General features: G+C 39.4%; 21 protein-coding genes and 1 riboswitch. Of the genes, 2 read left to right on the forward strand and 19 right to left on the reverse strand.

Features of this window, described 5'->3' with window-relative positions:
* Positions 1-51: 51 nt before the first annotated feature.
* From rpsQ to O1Q80_RS00405, 13 genes are all read right to left on the reverse strand, one after another.
* Positions 52-309, reverse strand: coding sequence for a 30S ribosomal protein S17 (gene rpsQ, locus O1Q80_RS00345; RefSeq protein ID WP_386695009.1), 258 nt, complete (start codon positions 307-309; stop codon positions 52-54).
* The gene (rpmC, locus tag O1Q80_RS00350) at positions 309-500 is read right to left on the reverse strand and encodes a 50S ribosomal protein L29 (protein WP_078239930.1); all 192 of its coding nucleotides are present in this window, start codon (positions 498-500) and stop codon (positions 309-311) included. Before rpmC ends, rpsQ begins: the two co-directional genes overlap by 1 nt.
* Entirely contained in the window at positions 500-910 is a 411-nt protein-coding gene (gene rplP, locus O1Q80_RS00355; RefSeq protein WP_386695011.1) for a 50S ribosomal protein L16, read from the reverse strand. The genes rpmC and rplP overlap by 1 nt, the downstream gene beginning before the upstream one ends.
* Before the next feature lie 13 nt (positions 911-923).
* Positions 924-1,631, reverse strand: coding sequence for a 30S ribosomal protein S3 (gene rpsC, locus O1Q80_RS00360; RefSeq protein ID WP_132299970.1), 708 nt, complete (start codon positions 1,629-1,631; stop codon positions 924-926).
* Positions 1,632-1,648: 17 nt separating this feature from the next.
* Positions 1,649-1,981, reverse strand: coding sequence for a 50S ribosomal protein L22 (gene rplV, locus O1Q80_RS00365; protein ID WP_012072223.1), 333 nt, complete (start codon positions 1,979-1,981; stop codon positions 1,649-1,651).
* 10 nt (positions 1,982-1,991) lie between these two features.
* Positions 1,992-2,267 carry a 30S ribosomal protein S19 gene (gene rpsS / locus O1Q80_RS00370; protein ID WP_005539416.1) on the reverse strand — a complete coding sequence of 92 codons (276 nt, stop codon included), beginning with the start codon at positions 2,265-2,267 and terminating at the stop codon, positions 1,992-1,994.
* Positions 2,268-2,292: 25 nt separating this feature from the next.
* Positions 2,293-3,114: a 50S ribosomal protein L2 gene (gene rplB / locus O1Q80_RS00375; RefSeq protein ID WP_386687928.1), complete on the reverse strand. Its 822-nt coding sequence runs from the start codon at positions 3,112-3,114 to the stop codon at positions 2,293-2,295.
* A 19-nt stretch (positions 3,115-3,133) separates the two neighbouring features.
* Positions 3,134-3,439, reverse strand: coding sequence for a 50S ribosomal protein L23 (rplW, locus tag O1Q80_RS00380; RefSeq protein ID WP_386687930.1), 306 nt, complete (start codon positions 3,437-3,439; stop codon positions 3,134-3,136).
* Positions 3,436-4,038, reverse strand: coding sequence for a 50S ribosomal protein L4 (gene rplD / locus O1Q80_RS00385; protein ID WP_386691562.1), 603 nt, complete (start codon positions 4,036-4,038; stop codon positions 3,436-3,438). The genes rplW and rplD overlap by 4 nt, the downstream gene beginning before the upstream one ends.
* A gap of 14 nt (positions 4,039-4,052) precedes the next feature.
* On the reverse strand, positions 4,053-4,679 hold the full coding sequence (gene rplC, locus O1Q80_RS00390) for a 50S ribosomal protein L3 (RefSeq protein ID WP_386687933.1): 627 nt from the start codon (positions 4,677-4,679) through the stop codon (positions 4,053-4,055).
* A 17-nt stretch (positions 4,680-4,696) separates the two neighbouring features.
* Complete coding sequence (gene rpsJ / locus O1Q80_RS00395; protein WP_001181005.1) at positions 4,697-5,008, reverse strand: 30S ribosomal protein S10; 312 nt, start codon at positions 5,006-5,008, stop codon at positions 4,697-4,699.
* Between the two features lie 315 nt (positions 5,009-5,323).
* Positions 5,324-6,688 (reverse strand): melibiose:sodium transporter MelB, encoded by a 1,365-nt coding sequence (melB, locus tag O1Q80_RS00400; protein ID WP_386688264.1) that lies wholly within the window; start codon positions 6,686-6,688, stop codon positions 5,324-5,326.
* 81 nt (positions 6,689-6,769) lie between these two features.
* Complete coding sequence (locus tag O1Q80_RS00405; RefSeq protein ID WP_386695013.1) at positions 6,770-8,122, reverse strand: alpha-glucosidase/alpha-galactosidase; 1,353 nt, start codon at positions 8,120-8,122, stop codon at positions 6,770-6,772.
* A gap of 153 nt (positions 8,123-8,275) precedes the next feature.
* On the opposite strand from O1Q80_RS00405, the gene melR reads away from it, so the two are divergent.
* Positions 8,276-9,199: a transcriptional regulator MelR gene (gene melR / locus O1Q80_RS00410; protein WP_386688268.1), complete on the forward strand. Its 924-nt coding sequence runs from the start codon at positions 8,276-8,278 to the stop codon at positions 9,197-9,199.
* 101 nt (positions 9,200-9,300) lie between these two features.
* Here the strand turns inward: melR and rpoH are convergent, their stop codons facing one another.
* From rpoH to nadR, 6 genes are all read right to left on the reverse strand, one after another.
* Positions 9,301-10,146 (reverse strand): RNA polymerase sigma factor RpoH, encoded by an 846-nt coding sequence (gene rpoH / locus O1Q80_RS00415; protein WP_386695015.1) that lies wholly within the window; start codon positions 10,144-10,146, stop codon positions 9,301-9,303.
* Positions 10,147-10,363: 217 nt separating this feature from the next.
* Positions 10,364-10,789, reverse strand: a complete 426-nt coding sequence (locus tag O1Q80_RS00420; protein WP_386695017.1) for a universal stress protein — start codon at positions 10,787-10,789, stop codon at positions 10,364-10,366.
* 43 nt (positions 10,790-10,832) lie between these two features.
* On the reverse strand, positions 10,833-13,481 hold the full coding sequence (locus O1Q80_RS00425) for a TRAP transporter permease (RefSeq protein ID WP_386695018.1): 2,649 nt from the start codon (positions 13,479-13,481) through the stop codon (positions 10,833-10,835).
* Between the two features lie 78 nt (positions 13,482-13,559).
* Positions 13,560-14,525, reverse strand: coding sequence for a TAXI family TRAP transporter solute-binding subunit (locus O1Q80_RS00430; protein WP_386688277.1), 966 nt, complete (start codon positions 14,523-14,525; stop codon positions 13,560-13,562).
* A 264-nt stretch (positions 14,526-14,789) separates the two neighbouring features.
* Positions 14,790-15,473, reverse strand: a complete 684-nt coding sequence (locus O1Q80_RS00435) for a metallophosphoesterase (protein WP_386695020.1) — start codon at positions 15,471-15,473, stop codon at positions 14,790-14,792.
* The gene (gene nadR, locus O1Q80_RS00440) at positions 15,473-16,759 is read right to left on the reverse strand and encodes a multifunctional transcriptional regulator/nicotinamide-nucleotide adenylyltransferase/ribosylnicotinamide kinase NadR (RefSeq protein ID WP_386688281.1); all 1,287 of its coding nucleotides are present in this window, start codon (positions 16,757-16,759) and stop codon (positions 15,473-15,475) included. The genes O1Q80_RS00435 and nadR overlap by 1 nt, the downstream gene beginning before the upstream one ends.
* A 176-nt stretch (positions 16,760-16,935) precedes the next feature.
* Positions 16,936-17,071: riboswitch (FMN riboswitch) on the forward strand.
* A gap of 90 nt (positions 17,072-17,161) precedes the next feature.
* Between nadR and ribB the strand changes: the two genes are divergently transcribed.
* Entirely contained in the window at positions 17,162-17,806 is a 645-nt protein-coding gene (ribB, locus tag O1Q80_RS00445) for a 3,4-dihydroxy-2-butanone-4-phosphate synthase (RefSeq protein WP_386695022.1), read from the forward strand.
* The last annotated feature ends 87 nt before the right edge of the window (positions 17,807-17,893 follow it).

Below are 17,893 nucleotides of genomic sequence, written 5' to 3' on the forward strand. Positions count from 1 at the left end.
CAGAAAAAAAGCCCAGCAATGCTGAGCTTTTCATTTTTTGATTATCGAAGATTAAGCAACAACTGCTTTTTCAACGACACGAACCAATGTCCAAGATTTGGTTTTTGAGATAGGACGAGATTCTTTGATCTCTACTACATCACCAATTCTTGCTTCGTTATTTTCATCGTGAACGTGTAATTTTGTGGTACGACGGATAAATTTACCCAATAGTGGGTGTTTCACTTTACGCTCAATGGCGATTGTGAAAGATTTATCCATTTTATCGCTGATTACACGACCTTGAACTGTACGAATTTTATCAGTCATTACTCACCCGCCTTTTCGGTTAACACAGTTTTAATTTGTGCAATACTACGACGCACTTGTTTTAACTGATGGGTTTGTTGAAGCTGACCGGTGGCTGCTTGCATACGCAATTTGAATTGTTCACCTAAAAGGTTCACTAACTCAGCATTCAGCTCTTCAACGTTTTTGTTTCTTAGTTCTTGAGCTTTCATTACATCACCGTCTTAATTACGAACGTTGTTTTAATTGGAAGTTTCGCCGCTGCTAATGCGAACGCATTGCGAGCGATTTCTTCTGAAACTCCGTCCATTTCATAAAGTACTTTACCTGGTTGGATAAGGGCTACCCAGTATTCCACGTTACCTTTACCTTTACCCATACGAACTTCTAATGGTTTTTCGGTAATTGGTTTGTCTGGGAATACACGAATCCAGATTTTACCTTGACGTTTAACCGCACGTGTCATCGCACGACGAGCCGCTTCAATTTGACGAGCTGTTAAACGACCGCGACCAACCGCTTTTAAACCGAATGTACCGAAACTTACTTCAGTACCGCCAGCTAAACCACGGTTGCGTCCTTTGTGGACTTTACGGAATTTTGTACGTTTTGGTTGCAACATTTAGCAGTTCTCCTTACTTACGACCTTTGCCACGTGGTGCCTTTTTAGGCTGGGCAGGTTGTTGTTCTGGTTGTTGTGCAATTGCAGCCATTCCACCTAAAATTTCACCTTTGAAGATCCATACTTTTACGCCGATTACGCCGTAAGTTGTATGTGCTTCTGCAGTATTATAATCGATGTCCGCACGCAGTGTATGTAATGGCACACGACCTTCACGATACCATTCTGAGCGTGCAATTTCTGCACCACCTAAACGACCGCTTACTTCAACTTTGATACCTTTAGCACCTAAACGCATTGCGTTTTGTACTGCACGTTTCATCGCACGGCGGAACATTACACGGCGTTCTAATTGAGAAGCAATGCTGTCTGCAACTAATTTTGCATCTAATTCAGGTTTTTTCACTTCAGCAATGTTGATTTGAGCAGGCACACCAGCGATTTTCGCTACTGCATTGCGTAATTTTTCAACATCTTCGCCTTTTTTACCGATAACGATACCTGGGCGAGCTGTGTGAATAGTAACACGAATGCTTTTTGCAGGACGCTCAATAGTGATGCGTGACACTGAAGCACTCGCTAATTCTTTATTCAAGAATTTACGTACGTTGAAATCGCCTTCTAAATTATCGGCGAAGTCTTGTGTATTCGCGAACCAAGTAGAGCTCCAAGGCTTAACAATACCTAGGCGAATACCATGTGGATGGACTTTTTGACCCATTTGCTATTCCTCTACGATTAACGATCTGACACAACCACAGTGATGTGGCTTGTACGTTTTAAAATACGATCTGCACGGCCTTTGGCACGTGGCATAACACGTTTCATACTAGGACCTTCGTCAACGAAAATCTTAGCGACTTTGAGATCATCGATATCTGCACCGTCATTATGCTCGGCGTTAGCAATCGCAGACTCAAGCACTTTCTTCACCAAAGCCGCAGCTTTTTTGTTGGTGTAAGTTAAGATCTCAAGAGCGGCTGCAACTTTTTTACCACGGATTAAATCCGCAACTAAGCGAGCTTTTTGAGCTGAAGTGCGAGCGTAACGATGTTTTGCGATAGTTTCCATCTTTTACCTCTTACTTCTTAGCTTTCTTATCCGCAGCGTGACCGCGGTATGTACGAGTCGGTGCAAATTCGCCTAATTTATGTCCGATCATTTCATCGGAAACATAAACAGGAACGTGCTGACGACCATTATGGACTGCGATGGTCAAACCAATCATTGATGGAATGATCATTGAACGACGGGACCAAGTTTTAATTGGTTTTTTATCCCCGCTTTCCACCGCCTTCTCTACCTTCTTCAACAAGTGTAGGTCAAGGAAAGGACCTTTCTTGAGAGAACGTGGCATGGCTTATCCTCTTTAGTTAATAAAATTATTTGCCACGACGACGTACGATAAATTTATCAGTACGTTTGTTGTGACGAGTTTTCTTACCTTTGGTCTGAACGCCCCAAGGTGTAACAGGGTGTTTACCGAAGTTACGACCTTCACCACCACCGTGTGGGTGATCTACTGGGTTCATTGCAGTACCACGAACGGTAGGACGAATCCCTCTCCAACGGCTTGCACCTGCTTTACCAAGTACACGCAACATATGTTCAGAGTTACCGACTTCACCGATGGTCGCCACACATTCTGCTAATACTTTACGCATTTCGCCAGAACGTAAACGCAATGTAACGTAGTTACCTTCACGTGCGATGATTTGTACATAAGCCCCTGCAGAACGGGCAATTTGACCGCCTTTGCCTGGTTTTAATTCAACGTTATGTACAGTCGAACCAACTGGAATATTACGCATTGGTAATGAGTTACCCACTTTAATTGGTGAGTTTACGCCAGCTTGGATTTGATCGCCTACTGATAAGCCTTTTGGTGCTAAGATGTAACGGCGTTCACCGTCTTTATAAAGCACTAATGCAATATTGGCAGAACGATTTGGATCATATTCAAGACGCTCAACAACCGCTGGAATATCCAACTTATTACGTTTAAAGTCAACTAAACGATAATGTTGTTTATGACCACCACCGATATGACGAGTAGTGATACGTCCTAAATTATTACGACCACCCGTTTTAGATTTAGTATCTAATAACGGTGCATAAGGTTTACCCTTATGTAATTCAGGGTTCACGATTTTAACAACGTGACGACGACCAGCGGAGGTCGGCTTACATTTAACGATAGCCATTTCTAATTTCTCCTCCTAATTACTCTGTCGCACCTTCAGCGAAGTCCAAAGATTGTCCTTCTTGAAGTGTAACATAAGCTTTTTTCCAGTCGCTACGGCGACCCACTTTCGCACCACGGCGTTTGGTTTTACCCTTAACAACCACAGTACGCACTGAATCTACTTTCACTTCGAAAAGTTGAGCCACTGCATTAGCAATTTCAACTTTATTGGCATCTAATGCCACTTTGAAAACGATAGTGTTTGAGCCTTCAGCATTATTTGTTGCTTTCTCAGAGATAAGCGGTGCTTTAAGCACACTTAGCAAACGTTCTTGTTGAATCATGCTAACATCTCCTCAATTTGTTTTACTGCATCCACAGTCACAACCACTTTATCGAAAGCAATTAAGCTCACAGGGTCGATACCTTGAACATCACGCACATCAACTTTATATAAGTTGCGTGCTGCTAAGAATAGATTTTCATCTAAACTTGCAGTAATGATTAATGCGTCTGTTAACGCTAAATCTTTTAATTTTTGAACTAATGACTTCGTTTTTGGTGCATCAATTTCGAATTTTTCCACCACAACCAAACGGTCTTGACGAACTAATTCAGATAAAATGCTTTTAATTGCACCGCGGTACATTTTTTTGTTCACTTTTTGGCTGTGATCTTGTGGTTTCGCAGCGAATGTGATACCACCAGAACGCCAGATTGGTGATTTAATATCACCAGAACGTGCACGACCTGTACCTTTTTGACGCCAAGGTTTTTTACCTGAACCAGACACTTCAGCACGAGTTTTTTGTGCACGAGAACCCTGACGAGCACCTGCTGCATAAGCAACAACTACTTGATGAATTAACGCTTCATTAAACTCACGTCCGAAGGTAGTTTCAGAAACGCTGAGTGCGTTAGCACCGACAACTTGTAATTCCATCTCTATCTCCTGACTTACGCTTTAACCGCTGGTTTCACGATAACATTACTATCAGTTGCACCTGGAACGGCACCTTTCACTAATAATAATTTACGCTCAACATCAACACGAACAACTTCAAGTGATTGAACCGTTACACGTTCAGCACCTAAGTGTCCAGCCATTTTTTTACCTTTAAACACACGACCTGGGGTTTGGTTTTGACCAATAGAACCCAACACACGATGTGATAAAGAGTTACCGTGAGTAGCATCTTGAGTACGGAAATTCCAACGTTTAACACCGCCTTGGAAACCTTTACCTTTTGATGTACCAGTAACATCTACTTTTTTAACATCTGCAAAGATGTCAACATTAATTTCTTGACCTAAAGTGAATTCTTCACCTTCAGTACGAAATTCCCATAAACCGCGACCAGCTTCAACACCTGCTTTCACGAAATGACCAGCTTCTGGCTTAGTTACACGACTTGCTTTTTTAGAGCCAGTAGTAACTTGAACAGCAGAATAGCCATCGTTTTCAAGAGTTTTCACTTGAGTCACACGGTTGGATTCAATTTCGATAACGGTAACTGGAATTGACACACCGTCTTCAGTGAAGACACGCGTCATACCAACTTTACGACCGACTAAACCAATCATTGTAATAACCTCTTAAATTAACCTAGGCTGATCTGCACGTCAACGCCGGCAGCCAGATCTAAACGCATAAGTGCATCAACAGTTTTTTCTGTTGGCTCAACAATATCAACTAAACGTTTGTGCGTACGGATTTCATATTGATCACGAGCGTCTTTATTAACGTGTGGTGAAATCAATACGGTAAAACGTTCTTTACGAGTTGGTAAAGGAATTGGACCACGAACTTGTGCACCAGTACGTTTAGCTGTTTCTACGATCTCCGCCGTAGATTGATCGATCAAGCGATGATCAAATGCTTTTAAGCGGATACGGATTCTTTGGTTCTGCATTAGACCAGAGCTCCAATAATTTTTAGCTAATAAAAAACTGACACCATCACCTTTGTACAACTTAAATAAAGGGAAGTGCAGCAGACCTATTTTAGCTCCCAAATCGGGAACATTTTATTCATCACCTTTCTCAATGATACTCGTGATGATACGTTTAATAAATGATTACATTAAACGACTTTCGGGTTGAAAGTGGGGGGATTATACAGGGATTTAACCTTGTTTGCAAGTGCTTTTATTTTATTATAGCCACAAAAAGTTGGTTGACGTTTATCAACCCCAACCAACTTATTTTAGTTATTCATTTTATCAATATCAAGCATTTTCAAACTTCCGATATTTATCCAACAAACAGATATTGACTTTTGCTAACAGATCACCGTAAAGACGATAATAGCGGAAATAGACAAATAATTTAATCAAATAGAAAACTATCGGCAAACCTATCATAATCACTTTCATATAGAAAATGGTACTTTCACTTTGTTGCACATTCGGTACATAATCAATCACCGTTAATAATACCCCGATTAAAAATGCAGAAACTGCTGAACCAGCTTTGACCACCATGGTCTGTACTGCATAGGCGATAGACTCTGAGCGGATGCCTAACTTATATTCACCATAATCGACTGTATCTGCCACCATAATAACTTGTAATGTCCAGAATAAGGCTGTACCAATATTCATTAATATACCAGCGAAGATAATTAACCAAATACTATGATTATCAGAAATACCCGTATAGGCAAGTACAAGGCAAGATAAGATCGGCGAAATAGAAGCTGTTGCCCATAGAATACGACGAGAAAACAATTTTGCTAGTCTTGAGAATAATACAATCACAATAAGATTAGCGGCACCTGCATAAGACATATAATAAGGGAAAAGCTCTTTATCTCCAACCACATAGGTAAAATAATAAATAGCAAAAGATGTCACAATATTGCCAGCAATGTTATAACATAACGCCATAATTAACAGACTTGACAACTGATCATTACGTGGAATTAAGGAAACTAATTGTTTTAACGGAACTTTTTGTCCTCCTTGATTTTCTTCTAGGTTATCTGAAGAATATTTTTCTTTAACATTCACTAGGGTAATAATCGTAGAAGCAGTAAAGAAAGCAATGATTACCCATACAAACATACGGAAACCAAAACCTTGATCTCCCCCCCCGACATGTTCTACGAACCATAAACAAACACCCGCTGTCACAAAGTTAGCAAGGCTTGCGAAAAAACGTGGGTAAGGCACAAGTTCTTCACGTTCACGTTGATCAAGGGTTAATGTTGGTGTGAGTGACCAAAATGGAATATCCATTAACGTATAAGTCATTCCCCATAAAATGTAAGTGACTGCAATATAAATGATTAATGCTGTTCCGCTGAAATATTCTGCATAAAATAATGAAAGTAAGCTGATGGAATTAAGAATAGTACCAATTAAAATCCAAGGTTTAAACTTTCCCCAACGAGTACGTGTATTATTTACAATCCAGCCCATAATAGGATCGTTAACTGCATCCCAGATACGTGCCACCATAAATATGGTACCAACCACAGCTGCAGAGGCTCCAACTATATCGGTGTAATAGTACATCAGATACATATACACAATACCAATAGCAAAGTCTTTACCATACGCACCCAACCCAAAGCTTAATTTTGTTTTCATTGACAAACTCATAGCCTACTCCTTACTTAATAATATTAAGAATAAGGCATAGCGAGTTAACACTATGCCTAATGTGAGATATTAACCGTTAATCCATTCAGGTAACCAATCCTTATGAGCCACTAACAACTCATCAACCAAGGCATAAATTTCTTCTAGTCCTAGTGCTGCTGCGGTATGTGGATCAAGTAATGCAGCATGATAAATACGATCTCGATTTTCCTCAATTAAGGCTTCCGTAGTTAATCGCTGTACATTAATATTAGTTTGCATTAAAGCAGCTAAATGACTTGGAATTTTACCCACTTTAGTTGGGCGAATACCGTTAGCATCAACCAAACAAGCCACTTCTACACAACAATCTGATGGGAGATTTTCAATTAAATAATCATTTTTCACATTACCATAAATGACTCTTGGATCACCCGTCCAAATCGAATTAATAATATTGCTCGCATATTCTCGAGATTCAGGTACACAAATCCTGTCAGCTTGTTTAAATTCTTCCAAATCACTTTTCCATTTAGCAATTTGTTCTACACAACGTTTTGGATATTCATCAAGCGGTACTTTGTAACGTTCAATTAAATCAGGACGATTTGGCTTAATAAAATAAGGTGTATATTCACTAAAATGTTCGGATGATTCAGTAACGAAATACCCCAATTTTTTCAACATTTCATAGCGAATTAAATTATTACAGCGTAAATTATTATCCATACGTGGTTTTGGAGCGGTGCCATTCGCAAAGGCAGCTTGTAAATCAGGATAGATACTGGTGTAACTACCATCTGCAAGTTTTTTCTCAATACTGAGATAAAATGCCATATGATTGATACCCGCGCAAACATAACGTAAATCATGGTAATCCAAATCTAAATCTCGGGCTAATTCTTCTGCAGTACCTTGCACAGAGTGACAAAGCCCCACTTGTTTAATATGGGGGTATTTTTCAAACATCGCCCAGCAGTTCATCGCCATCGGGTTAACATAATTTAGCATCGTAGCATTTGGGCAAACTTCGGTCATATCTTCACAAATTTTCCAAAGATGTGGGATGGTACGTAAAGCACGCATGATGCCACCAACACCAAGTGTATCGGCAATGGTTTGTTCCAAACCATATTTCTTGCAAATTTCAAAATCAGTTACCGTACAAGGTTCATAACCGCCAATTTGGAAAGCTACAACAACAAAATCTGCATCTCGTAAGGCTTCCTTTTGATTGGTATAACATTCAATCGTGCCGTTTGCCCCTACCGATTTCATTAATTTATCAATAACGAAATGAGATTCTTGTAAACGAGTCTCATCAATATCCATTAAAGCCACTCTAGCTTGCTTTAATGCAGGTTTATGAAATACATCACCTAAAATATTTTTAACAAAAACTGTCGAGCCAGCACCGATAAATGTAATTTTTGGACTACTCATAATAAACTCCTCATAATAAGTTATTTAACCTAGCTTGAGTATGGCACAGAGACGTGGTAAATTCTTCTCATAAATTTGGTAAAAATTCCTGAAATCTCAGATTTAACGATATATATCACAAAATTTCTGCTCAAAGTGCGGGGGAAAATGAAGATGTTTACTCGAAATAAAAAATTTGAAGATGAAGATATACTAAAAAGTGAGGATATTAGCCCATTATCCTTGTATCAAAAGCAATCTCCACTCAATATTGATTTTCAACATCCACCAGGTGTGATGGAAATTCATCACTGGCACGGACATATAGAGATTAATATTCCTTTTGGGAATGTTGAATATATTTTTAATGGTAAAAATATTAAAATTAAAGCTGGACGTATCGCACTATTTTGGGCATCTATACCACATAGAATGGTGGAATGCTCTCAATGTTTAGACATGGCAGTATTAGATATTCCAGTACACCTCTTTTTAGCTTGGTCACTCCCAAGCGAACTGATTAACCAAATTACCCATGGCATGATCTTACAATCAGAAAATACCAATTTAGTCAGTAAATTTGAAATTGAACGTTGGGAGAAAGAACTTAAATTACAGGATCACCGTCGTCAACAAGTAGTCTATGATGAAATCCAATTAATGATTAAACGCCTTAGTCTTGATGGCTGGCAGGCTTTATCTACGGCAGGCTATCCGTTAAAACCAGAAGCTCATAATTCTCGTCATCAATTAAGTTATGTAAGCCTAATGCTAAACCACATTGCTACCCATTATAACCAAACCTTGACCGCTGCAGACATTGCTACTGCGGTTGGTTTAAATACCAATTATGCGATGGGTCTGTTCCAAAAAACCATGCAACTTACCATAAAACAATACATCACCATGATGAGAATAAATCATGCTAAAGCACTATTAAGTGACACAAATAAATCAATGTTAGATATATCCCTCTCCACGGGATTTAATGCAGTAAGTCGGTTCTATGATAATTTTCAGAAATACGTCGGTACATCACCACAAAATTACCGTAAATTTTGTCGTTCTAATCAATATTGGCATATTCAAGGGTTATGACTAATTAAGGGGGATTAAATCGGCTATGATTAGTCTAACTACTGAATATAGAAACAAAAAAAGACCAAACAACGTTGGTCTTTCTAAGTTTACAAAATTCCCTAAAAACTCACCGCACTTTTCAATTTTTTCAAGGCGTTAGTTTCCAACTGACGCACACGTTCGGCGGAAATATTGTATTTTGCTGCCAAATCATGCAATGTCGCTTTATTATCATCTAACCAGCGAGCCTTGATGATGTCTTGACTGCGTTCGTCCAGACTTTCCATGGCTACCGTTAATTGATCTACCGCTTGGTTTTCAAAATTTTCATTTTCCAATTCTGCGGCAAAGTTTGAGCTTTTATCTTCCAAATACATTGACGGAGCAAATGTTTCTTCTTCACTTTCATCATTTGGCAAATCAAAACCAACATCCGCTCCCGTCATACGGCTTTCCATTTCAATCACATCTTGCTTGGAAACACCCAGCTCATTGGCGACTAAATCGACTTCGTTTTCGTTGAACCAACCCAAACGCTGTTTGGTTTTGCGTAAATTGAAGAATAATTTACGTTGTGCTTTGGTGGTTGCCACTTTCACGATACGCCAGTTGCGTAATACATATTCGTGAATTTCCGCTTTGATCCAATGCACTGCAAAAGACACCAATCGCACACCCACTTCTGGGTTAAAACGTTTGACCGCTTTCATTAAGCCGATATTGCCTTCCTGAATCAAGTCCGCTTGCGGTAAGCCGTAGCCTGAATAGCCACGAGCCACGTGGATCACAAAGCGTAGATGGGACAAAATCAATGCTTTTGCCGCTTCTAAATCTTCTTTGTAGTACAAACGTTCCGCCAATTCCTTTTCTTCGTCAGCGGTGAGCATTGGGTACTCGTTGGCTGCTCGAATATAACCTTCAAGATTACCTTGTGGAACTAACATCATTTGTGCTTCTTTATTCATTATTTTCCTTCTCTCATCAAGATGAAATCTTACTTTTATTTTATAACATAAAAACCCGAAAAACAAAATCACTTTCGATTTTATGTTAAATTAGACTGTACTATTTTAGCAAAAGTTCCAGTCGAAATAAAAAATTTACGCCAAAATCGGTTTTAATTGATAGATAAAATCTTCTTCAATAACTTTGCACAACAAATCAATATTCGGAGGTTTATCCCTATCTTAATACGAGTACAGGTTTCGTGGTATTGCGAGCTACTTTAACCGTGTTGGCACTCAAGCCTTCGGCGTTCGGTTTGCTACTGGCTAACATCACGATCAAATCCACCGATTTTTCTTCCGCAATGCGATTGATTTCTTCGTAAATCGTGCCATGAGCCACAATATGTTGCACTTTTGCCCCTGCGGGAAAATTCGCTTGGGTAAAATCGTGCAAGGCTTTATTGGCTTCTTCCACCACCGATTTATCAAAATTCTTGGGTAAAAAAGCGGAAATAAAGCTATCATCCATTGGTTCAATAATCGTTACCACACGATACACTGTATCAGGGTTATTGGCTGTCAATTTTAAACAGCTCTCTACCACATATTTTGCACTTGCCAAATTACTCAAATCAATGGCGATAAGCAGTTTGTTATACATAAAATTTCCTTTTACATTAGGCTGGCGAGATTGCCAGCCATTTTTAGTTGTTAACGATCTGATTTTTTCTACGGCGTTGATTCCACCACACGCCGAACGCAAGCAATAAGGCAGGAATAAACATCCATTCTTTAGCTAAAGAATGAACGGGTAAATCTAACTCAAGAATAGTTTGATCCCAGTTTAACCCTGCTTTTGCCGCAGGTGAATCCATTTCCACATTATCAATCAAGATTTTTGGCGAAAGTTGCCCATTAATCTCAATTTGTTCGCCCGTATCTAATAGGGTTAAGCCTAAGGCTTTCACCCGATCTTCGCCTGTTTCACCCACTGGCACTGCCAGTTGAGAGTAAAATTGAATTTCTTTACCGTAAGGATTGATGCCCGACACTTTGAGCATAATATTTTGCCCTACGGGTGTATGTTCCAACTCTTGCACAAAATGAGCAGGTTCAACCGTACGAGCGGTTGGTGAAATATATTCCATAAAGAAACCCGGACGGAATAACGTAAAAGCTGCTAAAATTAACACCACGGTTTCCCATGCTTTATTCTTCACAATAAAGAAATTCATGGTTGCTGCCGTGAAAATCATAATCCCGATAGTCGCCATACAGAAAATCAGCACAGCATGCCACCAAGTCACATCAATCAACAATAAATCTGTATTGAAAATAAACAAGAATGGCAAAATAGCTGTTCTTAAGCTGTAATAAAAAGCGGTTGCTCCCGTTTTAATTGGGCTACCACCCGAAATTGCGGCAGCGGCAAAGGATGCCAAGCCAACAGGAGGGGTAACATCTGCCATAATCCCAAAATAAAATACGAATAAATGGACTGCGATTAATGGCACGATTAAGCCATTTTGTTTACCCACTTCCACAATCACCAATGCCATTAAAGATGACACCACGATATAGTTTGCTGTGGTCGGCAAGCCCATTCCTAAAATCAAGCTGAAGATGGCAACTAAAATTAACATCAGTAAAATGTTACCCATTGACAAGAACTCAATGATACTAGCTAATTGCACCCCGAAACCTGTCAAGGACACCACGCCCACGATAATCCCTGCGGTCGCTGTGGCGATCCCAATACCGATCATATTTCTCGCCCCAACTTCTAAACCATCAATCAATTCCTGTACACCTTGTTTAAGCAGGGCTTTTTTATCGCTTTTTTCCTGTCTAAACCAACTTAATAACGGGCGTTGGGTGACTAAAATAGATGCTAACGCTAAAATCGCCCAAAACGCTGACAACCCCGGAGATAAACGTTCAATCATTAAGCACCACATCAATACTACCACTGGCAATAAATAATGTAAGCCAGCGTTTACTGTCGGTTTGGCGGACGGTAACTTCACGATTTTTGAATTGGGATCATCAGGTTCTAAATCAGGGAAACTTGCTACACGGCGAATTAAGCCTAAATAGATTATGCCCAATAACGTACCAATCACCACGAAAGAATAATCAGGTATTAAGGTTTTAATCCAACCTAAGCCAAAATGTAAGGCAAAGAAAATCACGCACATTGTTAAGAAAAAGCCTAAAGTGCGGATCAAAACGATTAAAAATGGACGAGCAGGATCGACACGGTCAAGCCCTTTTAGCCCCATTTTACAGGCTTCTAAATGTACGATATAAACCAAGGCAATATAGGAAATCAAAGCAGGCAAAAAGGCGTGCATAATCAATTCGCTATATGGCATATTGACGTATTCAATCATCAAAAAGGCAGCGGCTCCCATTACCGGCGGCATAATTTGTCCATTGACTGAAGATGCGGTTTCCACTGCCCCTGCTTTTTCAGGGGTAAAGCCGACCCGTTTCATCATCGGAATGGTGAATGTCCCTGTAGTCACTACGTTCGCAATAGAAGATCCTGATACCAACCCCGTTAAGGCAGAAGATACCACTGCTGCTTTGGCTGGTCCACCGTTTAAATGCCCTAAATAAGCAAAGGCGGTTTTAATGAAATAGTTACCTGCACCAGCTTTATCTAACAATGCCCCGAATAACACAAACAAGAACACATATTTCGTTGATACGCCAAGTGCAACACCAAATACCCCCTCAGTAGTGATCCATTGTTGGTTGACAATTTGAGCCAGTGAGCCTGAACGGTGGCTGATAATCCAATCTGTTGGCATAAATTGCCCGAAATAATTATACAGCAAGAAAACCACTGCAATCACCACCAACGGCAAACCTAAACTGCGTCTGGTCGCTTCCAAGAGTAGCAGTACACCGCAACAGCCTGCGATAATATCTTGCAAATTTGGGGCACCAAATCGGGTAACTAAACCTTCGTAGAAGAATAAATAATATGCCCCTAAGAATGCTCCAGCAATAGCTAAACACCAGTCCAATATAGGAATCCGATGTTTGGGCGAGGTAGCAAAGGCAGGGAAAGATAAAAATGCAAGAAATAAAGCAAATGCCAAATGATAGGAACGTGCTTTGGTATCATCCACCACCACATTTAACGGAATCCCAGCGTAGGTAAATTGCTCTTGTAACCAGAATGGAAATGGGGACGTATAATAAAGTTGGAAAATAGACCAAACAATAGCAGTGATCACAATGAGCTTTTTCGCAAAGCCTTTTGGATTCCGCCCCCCTGCATCATTGGATGCCACCATATCTTGCAAGTCATCATAATCAATTACTTTTTCTTGTACAGACATAATAAAGTACCCGAATAATAAGAAATAGACACCCCACACAGGCTGTGTAGGGTGTAAGGAAAATAAAGAATGATTAAATTATTTTAACCAACCACGTTCTTTATAGTAACGCACTGCCCCTTCGTGCAACGGTGCAGATAAGGCATTTTGAATCATATCTTCTTCTTTTAAGTTCGCAAACGCTGGATGTAAACGTTTAAAACGATCGAAGTTATCAAACACTGCTTTTACTACCGCATAGACTTTATCCGCATCTACATCAGTAGAACTGACTAGGGTTGCATAAGAACCAAAAGTATCCACTGGATTATCCGTACCTTTATACAAACCACCTGGAATCACTGCTTTGGCATAGTAAGAATGTTGTTCGACTAATTTATCAATTTCAGGACCAGTTACAGGGACTAAATGTGCATCACAAGAAGCAGCCGCTTCTTTTAACGCTCCATTTGGATGACCTACATTATAAGTAATTGCATCAAGGTTGTTATCACACATAGATGATGCCATTTCTGCTGGTTTTAATTCGGCGGCGACTTTGAAATCTTTATCCGTCCAGCCTTTTTCTTTCATAATTACGTTAATGGTTGCACGAGTACCTGAACCTGGATCGCCCACATTCACCCGTTTGCCTTTCAAATCATCAAAAGATTTAATGCCTGAATCATCACGAGCCATTAAAGTAAAAGGTTCAGCATGTAATGAGAACACTGCACGCAATTTGTCATTTTTTTTGCCTTCAAAAGAACTTGTGCCGTTGTAGGCGTGATATTGCCAGTCGGATTGAGCAATCCCCATATCCATTTCTTTTGCTGCAATGGAATTTAAATTAGCAATCGAAGCACCAGTTGATGGAGCATTACATTTGATATGGGTTTTTGCGGTATCACGATTTACCAACTGACAAATCGACTGACCAACCACATAATACACTCCAGTTTGTCCACCTGTACCGATAGTAATAAACTGCTCATCTGCGGCTTGAGCGGAAAAAGCTGACATTGCTACGCCAGCGATAAGAGAAAGTTTTAGTAATTTTTTCATAATTATAATTCCCCTAGAAAATAAGCATTAAGTTGTCGTATTTACATTCCCAATAAAGGGAACCTGTCAAGATATACTAGAATTTAGTAGAAGTTGCAATCTGTTTTTTACATTCTGATCAATATTTTTATATTGTATATAAAAAATTATTTATGAATATAAATCTAATTAAATAAAAAACAAAATGCGGTAAAAATTTCTGGGTTCAGCGAAAAACTCTTAATTTTTAAACCGCACTTTTGAATAATATAGGAAATAAGGTTATTACCTATCATCGACCCCTTTCAACAAATAATTGCCATTAAGATCACAAAGACTTCGAAAACCCACATTAACGGTTTGAAATGAATTTTTGCGTTTTAACTTACTATAATCAAAATTTTCGTGATGATGACCATGGTATAATTGTGTTACGCCCATTTTTTCTGCCAGCTGATTTAATACCCGAAAACCTAATGGGTGTGGCTTAGGTGCTTCATGACAAATTAAAATATCCGCTTGTTGGCTTTCTAGTATTTCAATATCGGACGGAAAAATAGAAACCCTATGGCGTAAAGGAATACCATTCCGCCATAAATGTTCTGGCTGACAATATTGGCAATAATGAATAGGATCAAAAAAGACAGGTTTGCTCGGTGGCATCCAAATTTGTCCGCGAAAAACGCCCCCTAATCCCGCAATCCGTTTACCTTCAATCTCCACTACTCTAGCGTGCAAATTCCGCTCTTTCCAATGACTCCCCCAAATAGCTTCATAATTTGCCACAATTTTACTATCGTGGTTGCCGTGAATAAACCAAATATCACAATATTGGGCTAAATCATCTAACGGTTTCGGGCTAGTCAGTTGTAAATCCCCCAAAATAATCAAGCTAATATCCGCACGTTCACGTACAAAAGGATATAAATGCTCATAACTGCCATGGGGATCGCCTGCAAATAAAATCATTATTCGTCTGTTTCCGTAAAAATACTGTTATCGTGAGTGAGTTCTGTAATTTCTTCATCATTGAGAATTTTATCCACAATAGCTTTTGCCTGATTGTACCGTTCTAAATAACTCGGTGATTCAATTTCAATATAAGGCACTTTATATTTATCTAACAATTTTTTCAGTAACTGTTGGAAACGCTGACGTGCTTTATGAGAACCCAAACTACGTAATCCATCATCCACCCATTTTGTATTATTATTCAACAAGATAGTAACATCAAAAGGATATTCCTTAATCATTGAATCTAAAAATGGGTGAGCCTTGCCTTCATATTGAATACAAAACGCTTGCGTGGTAATAAAATCCGTATCAATAAATGCTACTTTGTGTGCATGACGCAAGGCATAATCAATATACCGTTGATGTCCTAATGCCATTTGTGGATAATCGGAATATTGCATGGCTTGCTCATCACCACCGAGTTGCTCAAATACAAATTCACGCCCATATTCCCATGCCGATGTGGTATTAAACACCGCCGCCAATTTATTCACCAACACAGTTTTACCGCTACTTTCACCACCTAAAATGGCAATGGTTTTAGCGAAAAATGGACGTACTTCTTTCGGGATAAATTTCCAATAATGGAACGGATTATTACGAATTTTGGTTGCTGATATGTTAAAAAAACGCCGTTCAGGATCGACTAATGCCACTTCTAAATTGAGATATTTTTCATAAGGGGCTTTGTCCTGAATTTCACTACTAAACACCACCGTTGGATTGACATTTTTCTCTTTAAATAAGGCTTTTACCGCCCCAGACCAACCTTGCCAACCGTTTGGATAGCTCGGAATGCCATCTTCTAACAAATGATGAATAAAAATTTGATCCTTATGATATTTAAAAATTTGTTGCATCCAACGCAAACGATCTTGCACCGTTGGCATACGTTTCATTTTGCTATCATAAAATAGCTTAAGATCCCGTTCCGTATCACTACATACGATCACGTGCAATTCATCCACCTTACTAAAGGCTTCAAAAATCATATTAATATGCCCAGTATGTACAGGATAAAACTTACCAAAAATCACCCCAACTCGTTTTGGCTCGGGAGCATTCGCAATATTTAACGCTTTATGTAAAGCGGTTAATTTCACCGCACTTGGGTTTTTAATTTTACCAGACACCAGTTGATTAAAATAAGCTCTGGACACATTCGCCTTTTCACAAAGCTCATTCACTTGTAAATTCAACTGTTTACGTTTTTGTTGCAGATATGAATAGTCATCATTCATAAGAAAATCCTTAAAAAATCACCGCACTTTTGTCATGCAAAATATAAGCATTATGCTACATAATCCGTAAACTGCGGTTTAAATTTATTTAATTTTGTCTATTGTATGCAATATTTGCTTAGAATAAAAACCTTTTTTATCAATAGAAATTAAATTCAACTGGTGCTATACTTACCTCGCATTCTCAGGGCAGGGTGAAATTCCCTACTGGCGGTACAGCCCGCGAGCGTTTTGGTTAAAGTTAAACCAGAAGTCAGCAGATTTGGTGAAATTCCAAAGCCAACAGTATAGTCTGGATGAAAGAGAAATAGCGATAACCCACAGGCGAAATTTCGCTTGTTTTTGTCATTTCTTACGCCCTGATTCTGGTAACTTATATTTGCATTTTTTAAGGAATTTACTATGAATCAGTCATTATTATCCCCCTTTGGCACCGCCGAACAACGTGTGATCAACGCACTGAAAGCCTTTCAACAAGGTAACGGCGTATTAGTGTTAGACGATGAAGATCGTGAAAACGAAGGTGATCTAATCTTCCCCGCCGAAACCATTAACACTGAACAAATGGCGAAATTAATTCGCTATGGCAGTGGTATTGTCTGTCTATGTATCACAGATGAACTTTGCCAACAGCTTGATTTACCGCCTATGGTGCAAGACAACACCAGCGTCAACAGAACTGCATTCACTGTCACTATTGAAGCCGCTCAAGGCGTATCAACTGGCGTATCTGCGGCAGATCGTGTCACCACCATTAAAGCGGCTATTGCAGATAACGCAAAACCAACCGATTTACACCACCCAGGGCATGTTTTTCCATTAAGAGCCGTAAAAGGTGGCGTATTAAAACGCCGTGGACATACCGAAGCATCTGTGGATTTAGCCATATTAGCTGGCTATAAACCCGCTGCCGTGATTTGTGAAATCACTAACGATGACGGAACCATGGCAAGAACCCCACAAATTGTGGAATTTGCTCAGAAATTTGATTATCCCGTGCTAACCATTGAAGATTTGGTTGAGTATCGAAATAAGCATCATTGTTAACCAACAAAAGGCATAGTAAAACTTAGTATTCACTATGCCTTAATATTAAAAAATACGCTGTTTCGTGCTATTTTCTCCATTATCAGG

Source organism: Lonepinella sp. MS14435, from assembly GCF_042485795.1.
Lineage (GTDB): Bacteria > Pseudomonadota > Gammaproteobacteria > Enterobacterales > Pasteurellaceae > Lonepinella.